This is a genomic window from Finegoldia sp. P2-F-LR, assembly GCF_052932265.1.
Genome location: NZ_JBRFJF010000006.1, coordinates 105531 through 125765, shown reverse-complemented (window position 1 = coordinate 125765; position 20235 = coordinate 105531). Strand labels below are relative to the sequence as shown.

The window sequence follows — 20235 nt, the reverse complement described above, 5'->3', positions numbered from 1 at the left end:
AACTTACATACCGAATATTTAGTTGTTATTTAGTTTTTCTAAGCCTAATTTTTAGGCTTATTTGATGTGCCATAAATTACAAGATTAATTATTTTTTATTTTCTCTTGACATTTGATAGCTGGTCTAAAAATATCTCTATACTATATTTTACCCAAAATTCAAGTCTTTTACTCTAATTTGTCGGTAATTTTCTTTTAGAATATATAACTTTTACTTTATCTCCAATTTCATTTTTAAAATCATTGTTGAGCATATAAGAATCGATAGTTTTGTCATCTAATTGTATCTCAACTTTTACGCTTGAGCCTTGGAACACAATATCCTTGATAATACCATCTTCTCCTTGGTCTGAAATTTTTACATCTTCAGGTCTAATATAATATCCTTCAAAAATATTTTTATCACCGATAAAATTCAACACGAAATTATTTTTCGGATTTTTGTAGATATCTAAAGGATAGGAATGTTGTTCAATTTTACCTTTATTCATCAAAATAATATCATCTGCTAACTCAAAAGCTTCGTTTTGGTCGTGTGTTACGAAAATCATCGTAGTTCCTAAATTTTTTTGAATATTTTTGATTAGCAACCTCATGCTAACTCTCAATTTTTGATCCAAATTGCTGAGAGGTTCATCTAATAGCAAAAGTTTTGGACTCAAAACCAAAGACCTTGCAAGTGCGACTCTTTGTCTTTGTCCACCTGATAATTCGTCAATCATTTTCTTCTCGTGACCTTTTAATCCTACAAGCTCAATGATTTCGTTAACCTTGTTTTGGATAGTTGTTTTGTCTATATTTTTGAATTTTAAACCATAGGCAATATTTTTGAAAACATTCATATGGTAGAAAAGTCCGTAGGATTGAAACACAGTCGTGATGTCTCTTTTTTCAGCAGTTAAGTGCGTGATATCTTCTCCATCCAAAATAATTTGTCCTGAATTCGGCTTCACAAAACCACCAATCATGTTCAAAATCGTACTTTTACCGCAACCAGAAGGTCCCAAAATACACAGCATTTTCCCTTTTTCTAATTCAAATTCAACATTATCCACAACAGTTTTATCTTCGTAAATTTTCGTAAGGTTTTTTACACTTAAAATCATTTTTTATCTCCTATCTTTGTCGCCAAATAATATCCACCATTTACAACAAGACATATCAAAATTATTATTAAAGCAATTACAGAACCAATATTGTAATTACCACTGTTTATAACATCAAACATAACAAGTGTTAAAACTTTTTGTCCTGGATAAACCAAGAAAATAATCGAACCAATTGTCGTCATTGTCGCAGTAAACGCATTGATGAATGTAACAGTGAAGCCTTTCTTAGTTAGTGGAAGCACGATATCTTTAAATACATAAATGAAATTGGCACCCAAATCCTGTGCAGAATTGATTTCATCTTCGCTGATTGATAAAACGTGACTATTCATAACTTTTGTCGAAAAAGGCATTTGTTTGAACAAAACATTCAACACTACAATTGCACTAGTTCCAACCAGCATCAATGGTTTGTGATTAAACGCTAACAAATATCCTAGACCGAAAAATGTTCCCGGCAAAATATAAGGCAAATTTGAAATATAATCTGCAACTTTAATCACCTTACTCTTCTTAATTATAGAATAGTATGCCATCAAAAGCCCTATCATACTTCCAAAGAACGCACTAATCAAAGAGTACACAATACTTCTTGTAATTGTGTTTGTAATGTAAGATTTGGAATTTCTGAAGTTTTCCAAAGTAAATATAAGTTCGTTGTTTTTCATTTTCGTAAATGCTGACAAAATAATTGACGCATATTGAATCACAAGCCAACTCAACAAAAACACACTGATAACACACAAGAAATAAAATACAGCAGATTTTTTGTCAATAATTGCACTTTGTGAAGAATTAGAATTGATATTGCTTTTTCTCATAGACTTCGAATAAATGATAAACATAATAACAGAAGGAATCAAAATCATTATATTGATAACTGCCGCAGTTTTAATATCTCCTTTGCTAATGACCGACATGTATCCTTCACTTGCCAGAACGTTAAACTTACCACCTATAATTGCAGGAGTTCCAAAATCCGCAATCGAACGAATAAATGTGAGGAAAAACACAGAAATCAATGTATTTTTTAATTGTGGAATTAAAATATCGATTACTACATGGTTCGTATTCGCCCCCAAATCAATTGCTGAATTGATAGAAGCTGTATCCAAATTATTAAGATAAGATATAACCATTAAACAACTCAACGACAAAAATCCCAAAGTTTCCATTAATATAATTCCCGTCATTCCATAAGGATTGGTGTTTAATTTCAACAAATTGTACGTGATGAACCCTCTTCTACCGAATAAATTTATGTAAGACAAACTTGTTACAAAAGGAGGCGAAATCATCGTCACCAATAAAATTGCACTGATGATTTTTTGATGGATTTTACCACTCAAAAAGCAATACAATCCAATTATTGCAGAAAAAACAGTCGTTAAAACCGATACAATAAAACCAACAGTAATTGAATTCACAAACAGATTGTTGTTCTCTTTAAATACATTTAATATAAAATCTATTGAATTGCCTCCATCTGCAGTGAATGCTTCTTTAAATACATACAAAAATGGAAGTCCAATAAAAACGAATATGAGTAGGAAAATTATGTATTTAATAAATTTATCTAATATTTTCATAATTTACTCCATTTAAAACAAGCACCCGTTAAGGTGCTAGTAAAATGGGAGAAACCTGATAGATTTCTCCCTATTAAATTACTTATTTTTTACAAATTCTGAGAATTTATTTAAAATAGCTTCTCTCTTTTCACCAAAAGTAGACAAATCTTGTTTGATTAAGTTTTCTTTTTTCAACCCTAAATCAAGACCTTTGATTCCATCTTTAACCATTTGGTTAGAATCTTTTCCGTCTATTTCTGCTAACATTTGTAAAGATTCATCTTCTAACATGAAATCGATGAATGCTTTTGCAACTTCAGTGTTAGGTGAATTTTTGAAAATAGCTACTCCTTCTGGAACCCATGGAATACCATCTTCAGGATAAACAACAGTTAAGTTGTTATCTTTTGCTGTATCAAACGCTGATTTGTCAACTGGAATAATACCAATTCCAAATTCTCCAGCTGCTGTTTTTTCTTGAGGATCTTTTCCTCTTTTGCCGTAGAAGCTAATATTATCATTTAATTTAGATAAATAATCCCAACCTTTTTCTTCGCCGTATTTGTCCAATAATCCTTTAACTGCTGCGTAGTTTGTACCAGAGATTGAAGGATCGCTCATGATTACTTCGCCTTTGTATTTTGGATCTGCTAATTCATCCCAAGTTTTTGGAACTTCTAAGTTTTTAGATTTTAATACTTCGTTGTTTGCTAAGAAACCAACAACTGTGATTCCTTTTGATAACCAATAACCATCTTTGTCTTTGTAATCGTCTGGAATTTGTTTCAAAGCTTCAGATTCATATTTTTCTAACATATCGTCTGATTTAGCTTTCATGAAAGCGTCGATTCCGCCTCCAAACCATACATCAGCCATTGCTTTACCTTCAGCCTTAGCTCTCGATAAAACTTCACCACTTGACATAGATAAGAATTCAACCTTAGCTCCTGTTTTTTCAGTGAACTTGTCAAATAATTTTACGTATTTGTCGCTTGTAGCAACAACGTTCAAAGTTTTACCTTCAAACTTTTTAGCGTCGTCTACTTTTTCTTCAGTTTTTGTAGATTCTTTTGATGTTGTTTCTTTTGAATTATCTTTTGATTGACAAGCAGTCAACGCAAAAATTAACATTAAAGAAAGACTCAACATCTTCAAAAATTTGTTTTTCATAATCCCTCCATATTTTTTAATTATATCATTAAATAGTATATATTATTTTGAAATATTTTACAAATACACAAAATGACTCCAATTTTTGGAGTCATTTCGTGTAAATTATTTCTCAATATATGATTTGATAAAGTAATTACCATCCTTATTTTCAAGAGTAAGAGTCGCATAGTTGTTTTTTAATACTAAATCATTGCCTTTGATTTCTCCTTCAGTTGGATAAAAAGTGCCTATAGAAACATCGCTTACAAATGTATAATAAGCGTTGTTTTCTTTCAAATACAAACATTTGTCTTTGCTTTTCACATCGTCAGATACAATTCCTGCATATTTCATCAACGTAGCATCTACAAGGTTCTTGTCGATTTCTACTAATGGCATAAGCTTACTTGACAATTCAAATTCAGAAAAATTATCTAGTTTTTTCAGCTTTTCAAGAGTAGTTTTGAATTCATCAGAATTTTCTTCCAAAACTTTACTTGGAAAATAATTAATAAAGCTATCCAAATCTATTTCTTTTGGATCATTGTAACTTCCTGCCTTGAAGAAATTCGAAGTTATGTTTTTAATTTCATCAAATTCTGATCCAGGCCTTTTCTCCACAAAAACTTTTTTAATTTGATTTACCTCGTCATCAGTAAGCTTTCTATCTTTTCCCGATTTTATTCCTTTGAATGCTTCTTCAAAGTAATTTCCTACCCATTTTTCTTGTTCTTCAGTTAGTTTGATATTTCCTTTTTTGGCATCATTTTTACTACAAGATGCTAGAAAGATTATCGCAAATAATAAAACAACTGACAATCTTATAAACTTATGTAATTTTCCCATAAATACTCCCCCTTTATTTGATATATTTATACCCTGATTTCTTGATTTTATACCAAAAAATATCCCCTCAATAAAAATTGAGAGGATACCTAAAATTTAGAAGTTTATTGGGATTATTTTATTATGTTTGTTAATTGTTCGATTACTTTTTCAGATACTGATTTTTCTCCACCAATTACATAAGATTTATTGAATTTAGTATCTTTGATGAATTTTGCAGCATTATCTGACAATTTATCTTTATTTGTAAGAAGTATTGCACCGTTTTGTTGTGCTGAGAATGGTGCTGCAACTAATGCATCTGCGAAGTCTGCACCACTTGCTACTACTACAACTTCTTTTGCTCCAGAGTATTTTGCAAGAAGAATACTTGTTTCGTATCTGTTAGCTCCTCCGATTCTATTGATAGTAGCTTTGGAGATTTTTTTGATGTTAGCTTTAGTATTTTCAGATACTGATTTTTCTCTACCAGCAATGTTTATTAATGATGCTTTTGATGATTTGATAACATCTTCAACTGATTTGTCGATAGCGTTAACTCTTACTAAAAGTATTGGAGCTTTGTCTTTTTCTGCTGCATTGTTAAGTGATAATGCATCGGCATAATTTTCACCACTCGCGATTTCTAGTGTTGTTGTCTTATTGTTGATAAGTTTAGCTGCTATTTTGGCACTTGTTTTGTATCTGTCAATTCCTGAAAGTCTTTCTACTTTGAAGTTTCTCTTTTCTAATTCTTTTTTCAATCCTTCATCGACAGATTTTTCTCCACCGATAATAGTGATTTCTTTTGCTTTTAATCTAGCAATTTCACTCATAACTTCCTTACTGATTGAGTTGGAAGATATATATAACAATGATGCATTGTTTGCTTTTGCAAAAGGTGCTGCTGTCAAAACGTCTGAGTAGTTGTTTTTGTTAGCTAATACTACTTTATTTGTTCCGTCTTTGAACATTTTTTTAGAAACTTCAATAGCAGTTTGTTCCCTATCTACCCCAGAAATTCTTTTAACATTTTCATTTGTTTTATCTGCAGTTGATTTCTCGATTTCGACTTGGTCAACAACTTTTAATGAATCAGTTTCATAAGTTGTAGCTACTATTGATTTGTCAGTCACTTTAACTTCTGTAAAGTTTGGTTTGTAATGTTGGTCTCTAACTGCCATGTAGTCTTTGAATTCTACTAAATCATAGTGTTTTGAACCTGATGCAGAGTTTGCAGTTAAATATAATTGTCCTTTTGGGTTTACATATTTTGATGGAACTTTACCTTCTTCTTTTGATTTGTCAGTAAAGTTTCTTTCGCTTTCAATAGCTACTCCGCCATTCATCATTCTACTTCTTGTGTAAACGTGGTCGTGACCGGATACTATTAAATCAATACCGTATTGTTTCATCAATGCTGGATATTCCGCTCTTCTTTTGATGATATCATCGTCATTCGCATGAGTTGCTGCAGAATAAATAGCGTGGTGGAAGCCAACTACTTTCCATTTGATATTTTGATTTTTTGTCATTTCAATTGCTTTTTCAATTGTAGCTTTGTGTTCAGCGGTATTCATGTTGTTAGAATTTAATTGAATGAATAGTGTATTATTGTACACGAAATAATAGTTGGAACCTGCTTCTGTAGCTCCTTCAGCTTGAAGGTTAGGAAGTGCAAAGTGTTGTGAATAAGAATTTGCTTGTGAATCGTGGTTACCAATTAACGTTGCAAATGTAATTCCTTTTGCGTTTTCTCTTTCAATATATCCACTGTATTCTAATTCTGATTTAGATGTATATTCGTTGACTTGGTCTCCCAAACTGTACAAGAAACTCATTTGTGGAACTTGTTTCTTGATAGTTCCCAATGCTTTTTCCCATTTGTCTCTGTCTGCGTAGAATTTACCGGCACCAATTTGAGGGTCCCCTGCTAATACAAATGTAAAGCCTCCTTTTGGTTGAGTTGTAAATTCGAATACTTGAGATTTTTTGCCATTACCATTGTAAACTCTGTACATGTATTTAGTGTTTGGTTTCAAGTTTTTGATATTTACTTGAGAGTTTGACATATCTTTAAGTTCATACAAATCTTTTAAAGCTTGATCTTTCTTATCTTTTTCGATTTTTACTTTTGCGTTTGATTTGTCATTGATATCAAATGTTGTGTTCTTGTCAGAAGTTACAGCTTTGATTTTCGTTGCATTTGAAAAATCTTTTTGATCATTTGCTTCTACTATTTCCAAATAACCTTGTTCTTTGCTCTTGCTGTACCAAGTGAAGTTTCTTTCACTTTGGTCTTTACCTATAGTCAAGATTGGAAATCTTATTTGAGATTCTTCTTGAGTTTGTGTTGCTGTTGTGCTAATATCATTTTTTCCATTAGTTTCAGCAAACGTAGTTGTGTATGTAGCTGTTGTTGCTATTGAAAATACCATACCCAATGCTAATAACGCTTTTGCCGTTTTGTTCATTAATTTTCCCCCTTAAGATTATATATAATTGATGAGAATAATGATGTCACTGGCACCATTATAATCACAACGACCGTACCTATAAGCCCTTTTGTGATTTCCACTGAAAAGAAATCAGAATTTACAAGCTGATTAAAACTTACTCCATGCGATATCAAAACCATAATCGTCACTAGAGAAGACCCTATAAATGCAAACACCAAAGTGTTTACCATTGTTCCAATAATATCTTTACCTATATTCATTCCGCTTTGAAAAAGCTTCCTGCTATCCAAATCTGTATTTAATGATTTAATTTCTTTCAAAGAAGATGAAATCGACACACTAACATCCATTGAAGCACCAAGAGATGCTATGGAAACTGCAGAGAATAATAAGTTCTCAATCCTAAGTCCCCATGTTTTTCCTATCAAAATCAAAGTTTCTACATTTTCCATATTGTGTCCAGAAACATACAAAACTTTTCCAATGATTTTGACCATAATTGCCGCTATCAAAAATGAAGTCCCTATCGATATCATATTTACAAAAGTCATTTTACTGTATCCATACAACACCACTAGAGAATAGACTGCACACAAAATTACCGTTATAATCGTAACCAAAATATTATTGTATCCATTCATCAAAAGCGCCACATCAAAAAATAAAATTATGTAAATACTTACAAATAAAGCTATCGCACTTTTGAGGCCTTTTATCCCAGCAATCACAGCCAAAAATATTACAAATAATGCTATAATCACAAAAATTCTTATACTTCTATCGTAGTTGTACACGGAATAGTAATAATCATCAGTTGAACCTGAATTTTGATTTTGAATTAGAATAACATTACTTCCTTTGTGAACTTTAATGCTGTGTGTGTTCACAAGTTCGTTATCCAACTCCACAACTTTTCCAGTTTTAAAAATCTTAGCTTTAATCTTTTGAACGCCGACAGGTTTAGAATTATCCGGATAATCTAGCGATTCATCCACAACTTCCACAACCTTCGCCCTCAGATATTCCACACCCTTGTAACTAATCAAGCTTTCATTTACATCTAGCTTTCTATTCAAAAAGAAAATTCCAATCAATAGCAAGATTAAAATTACATTAACAATTTTCTTCAATATTTCATCACCAAATACATTGTACGATTAAAATATTAAATTTATGTTTTTCAAAGTTAATAAAATGTAAAAATTTGTTAAAAAAACATTAAAAAAAGCATATCATTTGATATGCTTATAAAAACTATTCTCATTGTATATTTTCGATGCAATAAAAGAAGTCACTGGAACCATTATAATCACAACGCTTATTCCAATTAACGCTTTCGTAATTTCCACCGCAAAAAAATCAGAACTCACAACTCTATTAAAAGTATTTGTTCCGTGCAATATAAAAATCATTATGCTCACAAGTGATGATCCAATAAATGCAAATACTAATGTGTTGACCATTGTTCCAATAATATCTCGACCAATACTCATCCCACTTTTAAATAATTTTTTACTCGATACATCTTTATTTAACGACTGAATTTCTCTTAATGCAGAAGCTATCGATACACTTACATCCATTGACGCTCCCAAACCTGAAATAGCAACAGTGGAAAACAGTAAATTTTCGATATTTAATTTCCATACCTTTCCTATCACTAGTATCAATTCCCCGACATTTTCCAGATTATACCCCGAAATATTAAGTCCGATACTCATTAGCTTAACCAAAATACTCACAAATACAAATGATACCGAAACAGAAATCATATTGATTAAACTCATTTTAGAATAACCATATAAAATCAAAGTGGAATATATTGTGCACAAAATCACAGTTAAAATTGTAATCACAATATTATTAAATCCATTCATGATAAGCGAAATATCAAAAAACAAAATTATGTATATACTAATCACAAGAGCAATCGTGCTTTTTATTCCTCTACTTCCTGCAACAAGTGCTATGAAAATTATAAATATCCCCATCCATAAGATTGTACTAAAACTTCTATCGTAATTATACATCCTGTAAAAAGTTTCAGAATTGTGATGAGGATTTCTACTTTTCGCCAGAATCACCTTGTCGTTCTTTTTTACTAAAACACTATGCGATGCTTCTAGTTTGTTCTCCACATCCACAATTTCTCCAGTTTTTCTAATTTTCGCTTTGATGTTTTGTATTCCTACAGGTTTTGAATTATAAGGATAATCCAGCGTTTCATCTACAATATCTACTACAGTAGCTTTTACATAATCAAGTTCAATTCCATCATAGCTTACCAAATGGTCATTATTTCCCCATTTTAAATTTATTATAAAAATCAGGGCCAAAATCAATCCCAAAAATATATTACAAATTTTTTTCAATTATTCACCAACTCCATCTATATATAATACTATAATTTTTTTAGTTTGATAATTGGTTTTAATAAAAAAGTTCCTCGGCAATCGCCAAAGAATTTTTATCTATTACTATATTAATATTTTTTCTCTTGAAGAATATTCTGTGTGAAGCAAATGATGTGCTTTTTTTGAACCAGGAGCATCTAAATACTCATTGTAAATCTTTTTGATAGATTTATTTTCGTATGATCTTCTGATTGGTTTGTCCCTGTCTTCTTTGTGAATAGCATTCATTCTCTTTTCTAATTTCGAAACATTCCCTCTAAGAAGTGGTTGCCCAGCTCCACCGATACATCCACCAGGGCACGCCATGATTTCTATAATATCGTAGTGAGCTTTTCCATCTCTGATGCTTTCCAAATGTCTTCTCGCATTTGCGAGTCCACCTGCAGCAGCAACTTTAACTTCTTTTCCTAAAATTTCTATTCTGGATTCTTTGATGCTTCTCATTTCTTTAAGTTATTCAAACTCTAATTGTTTAAGGTCATCACCAGTTAACATATTGTAAGCAGTTCTCACAGCAGCTTCCAAGACACCACCACTTGATCCGAAAATCAATAAAATATTAGACAGAATCACATATTAAAAACGAGCTGAATTAAATCAGCTCGTTACTTTATTTTACTTGCATTGTTTTGTTGCAATATTTTTGTACTTTTTTATCGTGGCTAATAATGAACACGATTTTATTGTCGATATCTTTAATAAAATTTGAGAAGAAATCTTCCTGTGATTCTGAATCCAAGTTGCTAGTTATTTCATCAAAAATATAAACATCAGCATCTCTCATAAGACTTCTAACGATGGATACTCTTTGTTTTTCTCCTCCCGATAAGTTTTCTCCATTTGCCAAAATTTCTGAATCCAAGTTTTTATTCTTCAACACAGGCTTCAAAACATCCATAGACAATATTTTTTCATCGATAGATTTGTCTTTGACTGTATCCACCAAAATATTTTCCCTCAAACTTGCAGGAATAATAAGTGGATTTTGTGGAACGTATGCGACCTTTTCTCTTAATTCATCCAAAGATAATGAATTGACGGACTTTTCGTTAATAGATATTCCATCAACATCTCTAATATTCAACAACGAGCGTAGAAGTGTACTTTTACCAGCACCACTTTTTGCGTCTATGTATACGATATCTGAAGGATAAAATTCTTCATTAATATCAAATTTGAACTCAGTGTCCAAAATTTTCACAACAGGATTTTCAAACTTCACTTTGCTAATAGTATTTTCAACAGCAATCCCGTCTTTGTTTTCTAAATTATCTAAAATATTTTCCTTATAAAATCCAGAATCCACCTTCAAATTCGTTAAGTCGATATTTACTCCATTTAATGAATACAATGAGTCGAAGAATACATTGATTACCAAAGTAAACACCACAATTGAGTATAACTTAGCATTTCCAATCGTAACATTGTAACTGATCCATATCAACAAAGCATTTTGCACAAGCTCGTTAAACATTCTAATACTACTACTTGCTGCACCTGCGAATTGATTAACGCTTTTGTGTGCTTCAAAAATTTCCACGATTTTCTTGTTGATAAGATTATCAAAACCATCAAACTTGGAGTATTGTTTCAAAAAATCTGGATTGCTGTAAATATTGTTAAAATCTTGGTAGTTTTTGGAAGTAATTGCAGATAGTGATACGCATTTTTCAGATAATTTCTTATTGATTAATTTAAATCCGAAAAATGTAAATGGTATTATCGTTAATAAAATCAAACCATAATAAATATTTTGAATTGAAACAAAAATCAAAGCTCCAATAATTATCAAAATAGAACTAACCATTGTATTTACATCATCAATCAAAAAACTGTAAATAGAATTGGTCAACTTAGAAATCTTCGTAATCAGTGAATTGTTTCCCAAATTAATCATAGTGTCGTATTTCACGTGAAATAAATCCTGCATAAAATTATCTAAGTTTTCTGAATTCACATTCACCGCTACTTTTTCTTTTAACAAAATCAGCCCTATTTGAATAAAATAATTTAACACCATTATCCCAAACAATAAGTACAAATCACTTCTTTGAATGTTGGTAATATCTCTGAAGATCTTGTTACTTAAAAACGGTACGGACAGCGTCGCCACAACCATAATTAAACTCATAATCAAAGATACTGCCATAAACTTGATGTTCTTTTTAAGAATTACCTTTATCATAATTCCCTCTCTCCTTCAATTTTATAATTCTTACCCAAAGCTACAATCAATTCTATTAATTAGAAAACGCTTTACTATTATTATACTCTTCAAAAACAAATAAACAATAGTTATAAGCTTCTCATTATGTTTTCGGCATTTTTTACTCAAATTTTATCGAAATTTAAAAAGATTAACTTAAATCTCATAAAATGATATAATTAGAATAATATTAGGAGGAAATATGAAATTTATTAGCACTAGGGATAATTCTATAACTATAGATTCTCAAGAAGTAATCTTCAATTGTATAAATGATGATATTTACGTTCCTTTGAATTTAGATAATTTGTACGATATTGATGTGCTTAGAGATATGACATATAACGAACTTGCTATATATATTTTGAAGCATTTTTTAACTGATATCAACGAAGATTCAATATCAAGCATTGTAAATAACGCTTACGATGGAGATGAGCCTAATGTTTTTTTGAGAAAAACAAATGATAGATGCTACGTTGAACTTTTCAACAACAAAAGTCTGTCTTATAGGGACTTGTCATTGAGTATTATCTCTAAATTTATAGATATTAATTTGAATAATAATGAAGATGTGAAAAACTTATACTTGTTCACAGCTTCCACTGATATCTCTGTGTCTACGATTGAGAATTTTAAAAAGATGAACACAAAAGTTTTCGTGTTTTATCCAAATAATATCTCAGATATCGAAAAATCAAAATTATTATCCACGCTTTCCGATAATGTCTGTGCAATTGGCGTGAATGGTGATTTTTATGAATGCAAAAAATTAGTGGACAGTTTGATAAATGATTCTGATATCAAAGACTTGATTGCACAAAAAGAATCGGTTATTTCTACGTGCAATTCTTTGAATATAATCAGAGTTCTCACTCAAGTTATTTATTATTTTTACAGTTATGTGACAATGGTAAAATACGGAGAGATAGAAGCTGGAAATAGAATCAACGTAAGTATTCCTACGGAAAATTTCGGCAATATAATGGCTTGTTTCTATGCAAAAAGAATGGGACTTCCTATTAATAAAATAATTTGTGCGACAAAAAGTCCATTGTCTTTCAAAAAATTCTTGGATACGGGAGAATTTGTCTATGACGAAGTTTTCGGTGAAGAATCCACATCATTTGAAAGATTGGTCTTGGCGAATATCGAAAGATTACTACATCATTTGATAAATAATCAAGATAGAATAAGAGAGATTTACACCGATTTTAGAGAAAAAAATAAATTCACTTTGTATCCTGAAGAACTACAAAAATTGAGTTGTATTGAAACGTACAGCATGACAAGTGATGAAGTCAGTCAGAAAATTTTGAGATTATTTTTGGAATGTCAGTATCCATTATCTCCTCAAACCGCAACGGCTTCTCTCGCCTACGACAAATACGTTATCGATTCTTATGATTACACGCCTTCAATAATTATGGCTACAACTTCTCCATATTTATCTACAGATAAGCTTTTGAAATCATTTGGATACAATGAAGATTTGGATATAAATATGGCTTTGGAAAAATTAAACTCTTTTATAAAATCGCCTATTCCCGATAATTTACAAAACATCAAAAAAGTTGACACTACAATTTTCGATTCATCAGAAATCAAAAATATAATTTACAAAAAAATACAAGAAATGAATTAAGCGGCGTAACTTTACGCTGCTTTTGTTTTAAATAATAAAATATCGGATATATATTAAGTTAAGAGAAATTTCGAGATAAAACAAGGGGGCATTATGAACAATTTTACATTTTACAATCCTGTAAGAGTACATTTTGGTAAAGGTCAAGTTAAAAATCTAGTCGAAGAATTAAAAGATTACAATAAAATTTTAGTAACTTATGGTGGAGGAAGCATCAAGAAAAATGGCGTCTACGATGATGTTATGAAAAATTTGAAAGGCAAAGAAGTTTTCGAACTTTCTGGAATCACTCCAAACCCAAGAACAGACAAAGTTTATGAAGGAATTAAAATCTGTAAAGAAAATGACATTGATTTTATACTAGCTGTCGGTGGTGGCTCAACATTGGACTGCTCAAAAGCTATTGCAATGGGTGCAAAAACTGATGAAGATTTCTGGGATTATTTCTTCGAAGAAAAAAACAAACCAACAGACGCTATCAAACTTGGAACAGTAATTACAATGGCTGGAACTGGTAGTGAAATGGATGGTAGTTGTGTAATTTCAAATATCGAAAGAAAGAAAAAATACGGCTACGGGCACAGATTATTGTATCCAGTATTTTCAATAATCGACCCAACATACACATATTCACTTCCAAAATATCAATTAATCAGCGGAACTTGCGATATGTTCAGCCACATAATGGAAGAATATTTTTCAGAACCAGATTACGAAAACACAACAGATAATATATCAGAAAGCTTGATGAAAACTGTAATCGACAGTATCAGAGTAGCTCTCAAAAATCCTGAAGATTACCAAGCTAGAAGCAATCTAATGTGGGTAAGTACACTTGCAATCAACGGACTTACTGCTACTGGTAAAAGCTCAGATTGGTTAAGTCACAAATTGGAACACACATTATCTGCATATTTTGATGTAACGCACGGAATGGGACTTGCAGTAGTTCATCCAAATTATTTGAAATTTGTCTACAAAAATCATTTGGAAAAATTCAGAAGCTTTGCAATCAACGTGTGGAATATAGATCCAGAAGGAAAAACAGATGAAGAATTAGCACTAGAATCAATCTCTGCACTACAAAACTTCTTCAAAGAAATCGGAGCTCCAACTACACTTCGTGAACTTGACATTCCAAAAGACAAAATCAAAGAAATGGCTGAAAACACAGCTGCATATAAAACAAGCTACTCAGATTTGTCAACATCTGACATCGAAACAATTTACAATAACGCATATTAAAACTAAAATCTGCCTTGAGACAGGCAGATTTTTTAGTGAGATAAAATTATTTCTTTATTGTAGTTTTTAATTATATTTTTATGGTCGACAAAAATAACTATTCCTTCAATTTCATCAAAAACTTTCAGAAATTTTTCGGTTGATTCGCTATCCAAGTGATTGAGTGGTTCGTCAAATATAAATATATTTGAGTTTCCTATTAACGCCCTATCCAAAGTTATTTTGTGTTTTTCCCCACCAGATAGACCATTCACATTTGTTTTCATTAGTAACTTATTATCTGTGAATACAGTATCTATTTTATTCTTTCCAAGGAAAATATTCTCTTTCACAGTAGTTGGAAAAACATAAGAGTTTTGACAAAAATAATTTATGTTGATATCCTTCGCATTATTTAACTCTGTGTTGTTAATACTAATATTTCCATTATAATCTGTATAAATGTTACTTAAAATTTTAATTAAAGTTGTTTTTCCAGTTCCATTTTCTCCAGATATTTTAACTTTATCTCCTTTTTTTATAATAAAATTTACAGGTTTTAAAATATTTTTGTCATTTACCATGTAACTTAAATTTTTAGCATTTATTTCGATTTCACTATTGCCATTATTAGAAACCTTATTTTCTGGAATAATTGAATAAAATTTTCCCACATTAACTTTTAAACTTTTTAATTGAATAAATGAGTCCACAGATTTTTTAACGCAATCAAAAAATTTATTGATAACAACAGACATAGCTAAAACTTTTATTATTGAATTTATGGCTATAATTTGCTTAGAACATAGAATAATTCCAAATCCCACTACTAGTATTAAAAACAATCCATCTGCTAAATTTCTTACTGCATTTTGAGTTTTTGTATACATTTCTCCTGTTGATATTTTATCATTCAGAAATTCATCAAATAATTCTTTGTATACCTGTATGAATTTTGTGTACAAATTATTAAATTTCAACCAATCTTTTTCAAAAGAGCAAGAAAATAGTATTTTTCTTTCATTTTCTTTAAATGAATATTTGTCTCTTGTATATTCAGAAACTTCATTCTTAAAAGTAGTAAATGATACAAATCTTAAAAATCCCATAGCAACTATGAATATGAAATAATAAATTGGTAATTCTTTCAAGCTTATTATCAAAATTAAAACTATTATTAAAGCTTCTGAAATATTTTGAAATGCCCATATAAAATTCAATCTAAGCATAGTTGCTTCTTTTTCTATAATATTGTCAAATTTATAAGATTTTATATCTCTTAAAATACTTTCATCAAATTTTAAGTATTTGTCTATTAGCAAATTTTCGTGAGTAAAACTATTTTTCAGGATAATTTTATTTGACAAAATCTGAAAAAAAGGTATTAAAACTACAGTAATCAAAATAGCAATGAGCAACTTATATATTGAAGATTTCATCATTTTTATATCTGAATTCAATACTGCAGATGTAAAAGTTCCCAAAACAGTCGCTATGAAAACTGCTGACACATCTTGAATTATATTGCTAATAAGCCCTAATATTGCGCCAAGTCTCATAGACTTGAATAAATCCTTATACATAATTATCACCGCTATCTAAATCTAAAGTTTTATTGCATATTTTATTTAACCTTTCATCATGACTAATTACAATCATTTCTCGTGAATCAGATCTTAAAACACCGATTAGTTTTTCCACTGATTTATCATCTAAATGATTTGTCGGTTCATCTAACAAAAGTATATTCTTATCAGATGCCAGACAAACTGCTAATGCGAATTTTTTCCTTTCTCCACCTGATAATTCATCTAAGTATTTACTCCAATCAAGCTCCTTAATCCCAAAATAATTGCAGAGTTCTTGGACTTTTTTAACGTATTCTTTTCCTTCAAGCATACCCATAATCTCTCTCATTGTAAAAGAAATACATAAATCATTTTGATTTAAATAACTTATAAGTCTTTCTGGAATATCTCTAATAACCAATTTGCTATTTGAGTGTAAAAGTCCTAAAATCAAATTGAAAATGGTTGTTTTCCCTTTACCATTACCCCCAGAAATTAGAATTTTATCTCCTTTTTCTAATTTAAGATTTGTTCCATTTAAATTTTGACAAAAATCTAAATCTTCAATTTTTAAATCTATTAGAGAATCAGTATCTGAAACTGTTACATCGTTACTATTAATATCTTTATTTAAAATATTATTTATTCTAGTTTTTGATACATTGAATTCTTGAACCTTCGAAATATATTTTGTTATATTCTCAAAATTGGAATAAAACGTACTCAGTAACATAATCATAAACACCGAATCAGCAATGGTAATTTCCTGATTATAGATTGCTATACCTATAATTGCATAACTAACTATTTTTAAAATCAAATCTAACAGAGAATACATAGCATTTTCAAGAGCAAATGCAATTTCAGCCTTAGTACCAGCATTTACATTCAGTTCATCTAAATTTCTTTTATTTTTAAAATACCAATCAGTCGCATTAAAAGTTTTCAAAACATCTCTTCCTTCTGATGCTGAAATAATCCAGTTAGTAGTATCTTGTTCTATTTTTCTAGTATCCATGTAAATCTTATATAAGCTATTTTTAGTAATTATTGGCGGTATTATTTGCAAAATAGCTAACAAAGCAAGAATAAAAGTCACCTTATAACTTAAAACCAAAAATGAAACAAGTACCATCGCAAAAATAAATAATGAAGAAAAAAATTCTACCAAATATTCATACCTAAAACTTGCTACGATTTCGCTGTCCTTATCTACAATTTGCAAAACTTGCTCTCCTGACAATTCGAATAACAATTCTTTTCGTAAATTGTAAATATCTCTTAGTATATTGTTTTTAAACTGAAATTTTAATTGATGTTTTATTAATTCTAATTTATAAGGTATTAGTTTTTCTAATAAAAATTTCACACCAAATACTAATATTATAATTAACATAGTTTTTATTGTATTTTGAAATTCTACTGTATTTAGTTTTACAAATTCGTCTGCAAAATTTGATGTAATTACAGACACTAAAAAATCAAGCACAAAAATAAATACATAAAACAAACTTGAATAAATAAAATATTTCTTCTCTTTAGTTTTCATAATCACAAATTCCTCTCTTTTTTGATTATATCACCTAATAAACTCTTGCGAAATAGAATAAATTTCAAATCTACATTGTTTTATGATATCATTTATTAAAACGGAGGTAATAAATGAATAATAGAACTAAAGGTATTACAGCAATATTATTGTCAGCATTTGGATTTGCTCTTATGAATTTATTCATACCACTTGCTGGAGATTTGCCAACTATTCAAAAAAGTTTTTTCAGAAATTTGATTGCTTTTTTGGTGGCATTCGCGCTTTTATTGAAATCAAATAAAAAAGAAGAAGTAAAAGAACTTCACGATATTAAATCAATTCCTTGGAAAACTTTGATTTTGAGAGCAAGTTTGGGTACTGCAGGAATTTTTTGTAATTATTATGCGTTGGATCATTTGTTTATTTCTGATGCATCAGTTCTCAACAAACTCGCTCCTTTTGCGACTTTGATTTTGTCTTGGATTTTCCTAAAAGAAGATTTGAGAAAGGAACACATAATTTCGATTTTGATAGCATTTGTAGGGGTTTTATTCGTTGTAAAACCTACACTACAAATCCAAGAAATCCTTCCATATTTAATAGGAATTTTGGGTGGAATTTGTGCAGGTGGAGCTTACACTTGCGTTAGAAAATTGAACACTCTAGGAGTGAATAGTTCGTTTATCGTTGCTTTTTTCTCAGGATTTTCGAGTATAGTATGTATTCCTTTTATGATATTTAATTTTGTTCCAATGGGAACATCATCAATCCTTGCTCTTATCGGCGTTGGACTTGCAGCCCTTATCGGACAATTTGGAATAACATTGGCTTACAAATTCGCTCCTGCTTCTGAAATTTCAGTGTTTGATTATTCGACGATAATTTTTACAGGATTGTTCGGATTTTTATTCTTGCATCAAATTCCTGATTATTTAAGTATAATCGGATATATTTTAATATTCAGTGGAGCTTTGATTAATTTTATGAACAATCGAAGAAAACAAAGAATGCTAATAAATGAAAAATCTGCACGAGTATAATCTCATGCAGATTTTTTTAAAAAATACATTTTTTTATTTTTTATCATATTAATAATTTCGCTATCATGCGTAATCAAAATCACTATTTTCCTTTTAAAATACAACTCATTTATCATATTCGCTATTTTGATTTTATTTTCTTCATCCAAAAAATTAGTAGGTTCATCTATTATATAAACACTCTTATCCGTATTTAATGCTAACTCTATTTGTGCTTTTTTCTTTTGTCCAGAAGAAAAATTTATTTTATCAGATAACAATCCAAAATTAGATATATTATAATCAGATGATATGTACACCATATCATAGTAGCTCTCTTTTAATATTCTTCCATTTATTAATATATCTCCATTGTATCTATCAGTATAATTCAAAATAGATTCTATCACAGTTGTTTTTCCTACACCATTATCTCCAGAAATTATATTTATATTTTTATTATCAAATTTCATAGAAATTTTTTCATTTAATACTTTCCCTTTATTACTCAAACATTCAAAATTCACCAATTCTATTTCTTTTATAATATCATAATTGTATCTTGTTTTTTTTACTTCCATAAAATTCAAAAAACTATTTATTGCTGGCTTTGCTGTTAAATATTGATTTCTTATGTCAAACAAATATTCTACTGGTGTCCAAAATCTAGACACATAAAGTTGTGTAGCATAAAAAGTACCTATTGTAATCATATTTCTATACACATAATATCCAGAAATCAAATACATAGAAATTATTACACCATTTAAAACAAAATAAATCATCATATTATTTACAAGAGATTCTAATTTATATTTTTTATTTAAGGTATTTTCATAATTCTCTAATAAAATTTTTATATCAAACATCTGCTTTTTTTTTAAAAGTCTTTCTGACTTTGTAATAGAATATTTATCTAGCAGATATCCCTTAATATCTCTATTATTCGTTAAATCCTTTTCCGAATAATCTGAAATCAAATAACCTAATTTATATGATATATATGCACCTACTGGGACTACAATTATCATAACTAATGCTAAGCTAATAGACAATTTTAACATTATTAAAAATATTGCTATCATAGTAATAATAGAAAATACAATACTAACAGGTATATCTACAATAAAGCCTTTTATTAATGTAAGATTATTTGTTATTTCTTGATTAATCCTATCTCTATTAATTGAATGTTCTTTTACTCTATATGTATCCAAATTTTCATTTACCTCTTTGAAAATATTAGATATTGCTGATGTTTCTACTTTTTTACTGAAAATATCAAATATATAAGATACAACCTGAGTTAATACAAATAAGAAAACATCTATCAGTCCAAAAATCAACATATTATTAAAATTTTTATTCATTGCATTATCTATAAACTTTTTTGCAACAAGTGGAGATACTAAAAACAAAATTTTTAATAGACCATTTATCAAACAATAAATAGCAAGGCTTTTATTTGAAACATATCTTTTTAATTTCAACATTATTTATCATCTCCAATGG

The 20235-nt window shown here is 29.6% G+C and carries 15 protein-coding genes; 3 read left to right on the top strand and 12 right to left on the bottom strand.

The features are described from left to right. Positions 1-173: 173 nt before the first annotated feature. From ACU68W_RS05205 to ACU68W_RS05165, 9 genes are all read right to left on the bottom strand, one after another. Positions 174-1106, bottom strand: coding sequence for an ABC transporter ATP-binding protein (locus ACU68W_RS05205; RefSeq protein ID WP_446756217.1), 933 nt, complete (start codon positions 1104-1106; stop codon positions 174-176). Further along, on the bottom strand, positions 1103-2698 hold the full coding sequence (locus ACU68W_RS05200; protein ID WP_446756216.1) for an ABC transporter permease: 1596 nt from the start codon (positions 2696-2698) through the stop codon (positions 1103-1105). Before ACU68W_RS05200 ends, ACU68W_RS05205 begins: the two co-directional genes overlap by 4 nt. A gap of 78 nt (positions 2699-2776) precedes the next feature. Next, positions 2777-3850: an ABC transporter substrate-binding protein gene (locus ACU68W_RS05195; RefSeq protein WP_002835191.1), complete on the bottom strand. Its 1074-nt coding sequence runs from the start codon at positions 3848-3850 to the stop codon at positions 2777-2779. 105 nt (positions 3851-3955) lie between these two features. Next, positions 3956-4678 (bottom strand): hypothetical protein, encoded by a 723-nt coding sequence (locus ACU68W_RS05190; RefSeq protein ID WP_102163862.1) that lies wholly within the window; start codon positions 4676-4678, stop codon positions 3956-3958. A gap of 113 nt (positions 4679-4791) precedes the next feature. After that, entirely contained in the window at positions 4792-7131 is a 2340-nt protein-coding gene (locus ACU68W_RS05185) for a cell wall-binding repeat-containing protein (protein WP_446756215.1), read from the bottom strand. Continuing rightward, entirely contained in the window at positions 7131-8246 is a 1116-nt protein-coding gene (locus ACU68W_RS05180) for a YibE/F family protein (RefSeq protein ID WP_446756214.1), read from the bottom strand. The genes ACU68W_RS05185 and ACU68W_RS05180 overlap by 1 nt, the downstream gene beginning before the upstream one ends. A gap of 102 nt (positions 8247-8348) precedes the next feature. Continuing rightward, positions 8349-9488: a YibE/F family protein gene (locus ACU68W_RS05175; protein WP_446756213.1), complete on the bottom strand. Its 1140-nt coding sequence runs from the start codon at positions 9486-9488 to the stop codon at positions 8349-8351. Positions 9489-9593: 105 nt separating this feature from the next. Beyond that, positions 9594-9974, bottom strand: coding sequence for an iron hydrogenase small subunit (locus ACU68W_RS05170; RefSeq protein WP_446756212.1), 381 nt, complete (start codon positions 9972-9974; stop codon positions 9594-9596). Positions 9975-10140: 166 nt separating this feature from the next. Continuing rightward, positions 10141-11715, bottom strand: a complete 1575-nt coding sequence (locus ACU68W_RS05165; RefSeq protein ID WP_094207498.1) for an ATP-binding cassette domain-containing protein — start codon at positions 11713-11715, stop codon at positions 10141-10143. A 223-nt stretch (positions 11716-11938) separates the two neighbouring features. On the opposite strand from ACU68W_RS05165, the gene ACU68W_RS05160 reads away from it, so the two are divergent. Then, entirely contained in the window at positions 11939-13381 is a 1443-nt protein-coding gene (locus ACU68W_RS05160; RefSeq protein WP_446756211.1) for a threonine synthase, read from the top strand. Between the two features lie 93 nt (positions 13382-13474). Beyond that, the gene (locus ACU68W_RS05155) at positions 13475-14626 is read left to right on the top strand and encodes an iron-containing alcohol dehydrogenase (protein ID WP_446756210.1); all 1152 of its coding nucleotides are present in this window, start codon (positions 13475-13477) and stop codon (positions 14624-14626) included. 32 nt (positions 14627-14658) lie between these two features. Here the strand turns inward: ACU68W_RS05155 and ACU68W_RS05150 are convergent, their stop codons facing one another. Next, positions 14659-16188 (bottom strand): ATP-binding cassette domain-containing protein, encoded by a 1530-nt coding sequence (locus ACU68W_RS05150; RefSeq protein WP_242428034.1) that lies wholly within the window; start codon positions 16186-16188, stop codon positions 14659-14661. Next, complete coding sequence (locus ACU68W_RS05145; protein ID WP_446756209.1) at positions 16181-17722, bottom strand: ATP-binding cassette domain-containing protein; 1542 nt, start codon at positions 17720-17722, stop codon at positions 16181-16183. The genes ACU68W_RS05150 and ACU68W_RS05145 overlap by 8 nt, the downstream gene beginning before the upstream one ends. Before the next feature lie 113 nt (positions 17723-17835). On the opposite strand from ACU68W_RS05145, the gene ACU68W_RS05140 reads away from it, so the two are divergent. Beyond that, positions 17836-18744 (top strand): DMT family transporter, encoded by a 909-nt coding sequence (locus ACU68W_RS05140; protein WP_446756208.1) that lies wholly within the window; start codon positions 17836-17838, stop codon positions 18742-18744. A 2-nt stretch (positions 18745-18746) separates the two neighbouring features. Here ACU68W_RS05140 and ACU68W_RS05135 read toward each other — a convergent pair whose 3' ends face one another. After that, positions 18747-20216: an ATP-binding cassette domain-containing protein gene (locus ACU68W_RS05135; RefSeq protein ID WP_274983580.1), complete on the bottom strand. Its 1470-nt coding sequence runs from the start codon at positions 20214-20216 to the stop codon at positions 18747-18749. Positions 20217-20235 lie beyond the last annotated feature (19 nt).

What these genes read in the sequence shown, in the direction of transcription:
- ACU68W_RS05205 (WP_446756217.1), bottom strand. Translation starts at nt 1,106, where the DNA reads ATGATTTTAAGTGTAAAAAACCTTACGAAAATTTACGAAGATAAAACT.
- ACU68W_RS05200 (WP_446756216.1), bottom strand. Translation starts at nt 2,698, where the DNA reads ATGAAAATATTAGATAAATTTATTAAATACATAATTTTCCTACTCATA.
- ACU68W_RS05195 (WP_002835191.1), bottom strand. Translation starts at nt 3,850, where the DNA reads ATGAAAAACAAATTTTTGAAGATGTTGAGTCTTTCTTTAATGTTAATT.
- ACU68W_RS05190 (WP_102163862.1), bottom strand. Translation starts at nt 4,678, where the DNA reads ATGGGAAAATTACATAAGTTTATAAGATTGTCAGTTGTTTTATTATTT.
- ACU68W_RS05185 (WP_446756215.1), bottom strand. Translation starts at nt 7,131, where the DNA reads ATGAACAAAACGGCAAAAGCGTTATTAGCATTGGGTATGGTATTTTCA.
- ACU68W_RS05170 (WP_446756212.1), bottom strand. Translation starts at nt 9,974, where the DNA reads ATGAGAAGCATCAAAGAATCCAGAATAGAAATTTTAGGAAAAGAAGTT.
- ACU68W_RS05165 (WP_094207498.1), bottom strand. Translation starts at nt 11,715, where the DNA reads ATGATAAAGGTAATTCTTAAAAAGAACATCAAGTTTATGGCAGTATCT.
- ACU68W_RS05160 (WP_446756211.1), top strand. Translation starts at nt 11,939, where the DNA reads ATGAAATTTATTAGCACTAGGGATAATTCTATAACTATAGATTCTCAA.
- ACU68W_RS05155 (WP_446756210.1), top strand. Translation starts at nt 13,475, where the DNA reads ATGAACAATTTTACATTTTACAATCCTGTAAGAGTACATTTTGGTAAA.
- ACU68W_RS05150 (WP_242428034.1), bottom strand. Translation starts at nt 16,188, where the DNA reads ATGTATAAGGATTTATTCAAGTCTATGAGACTTGGCGCAATATTAGGG.
- ACU68W_RS05145 (WP_446756209.1), bottom strand. Translation starts at nt 17,722, where the DNA reads ATGAAAACTAAAGAGAAGAAATATTTTATTTATTCAAGTTTGTTTTAT.
- ACU68W_RS05140 (WP_446756208.1), top strand. Translation starts at nt 17,836, where the DNA reads ATGAATAATAGAACTAAAGGTATTACAGCAATATTATTGTCAGCATTT.
- ACU68W_RS05135 (WP_274983580.1), bottom strand. Translation starts at nt 20,216, where the DNA reads ATGTTGAAATTAAAAAGATATGTTTCAAATAAAAGCCTTGCTATTTAT.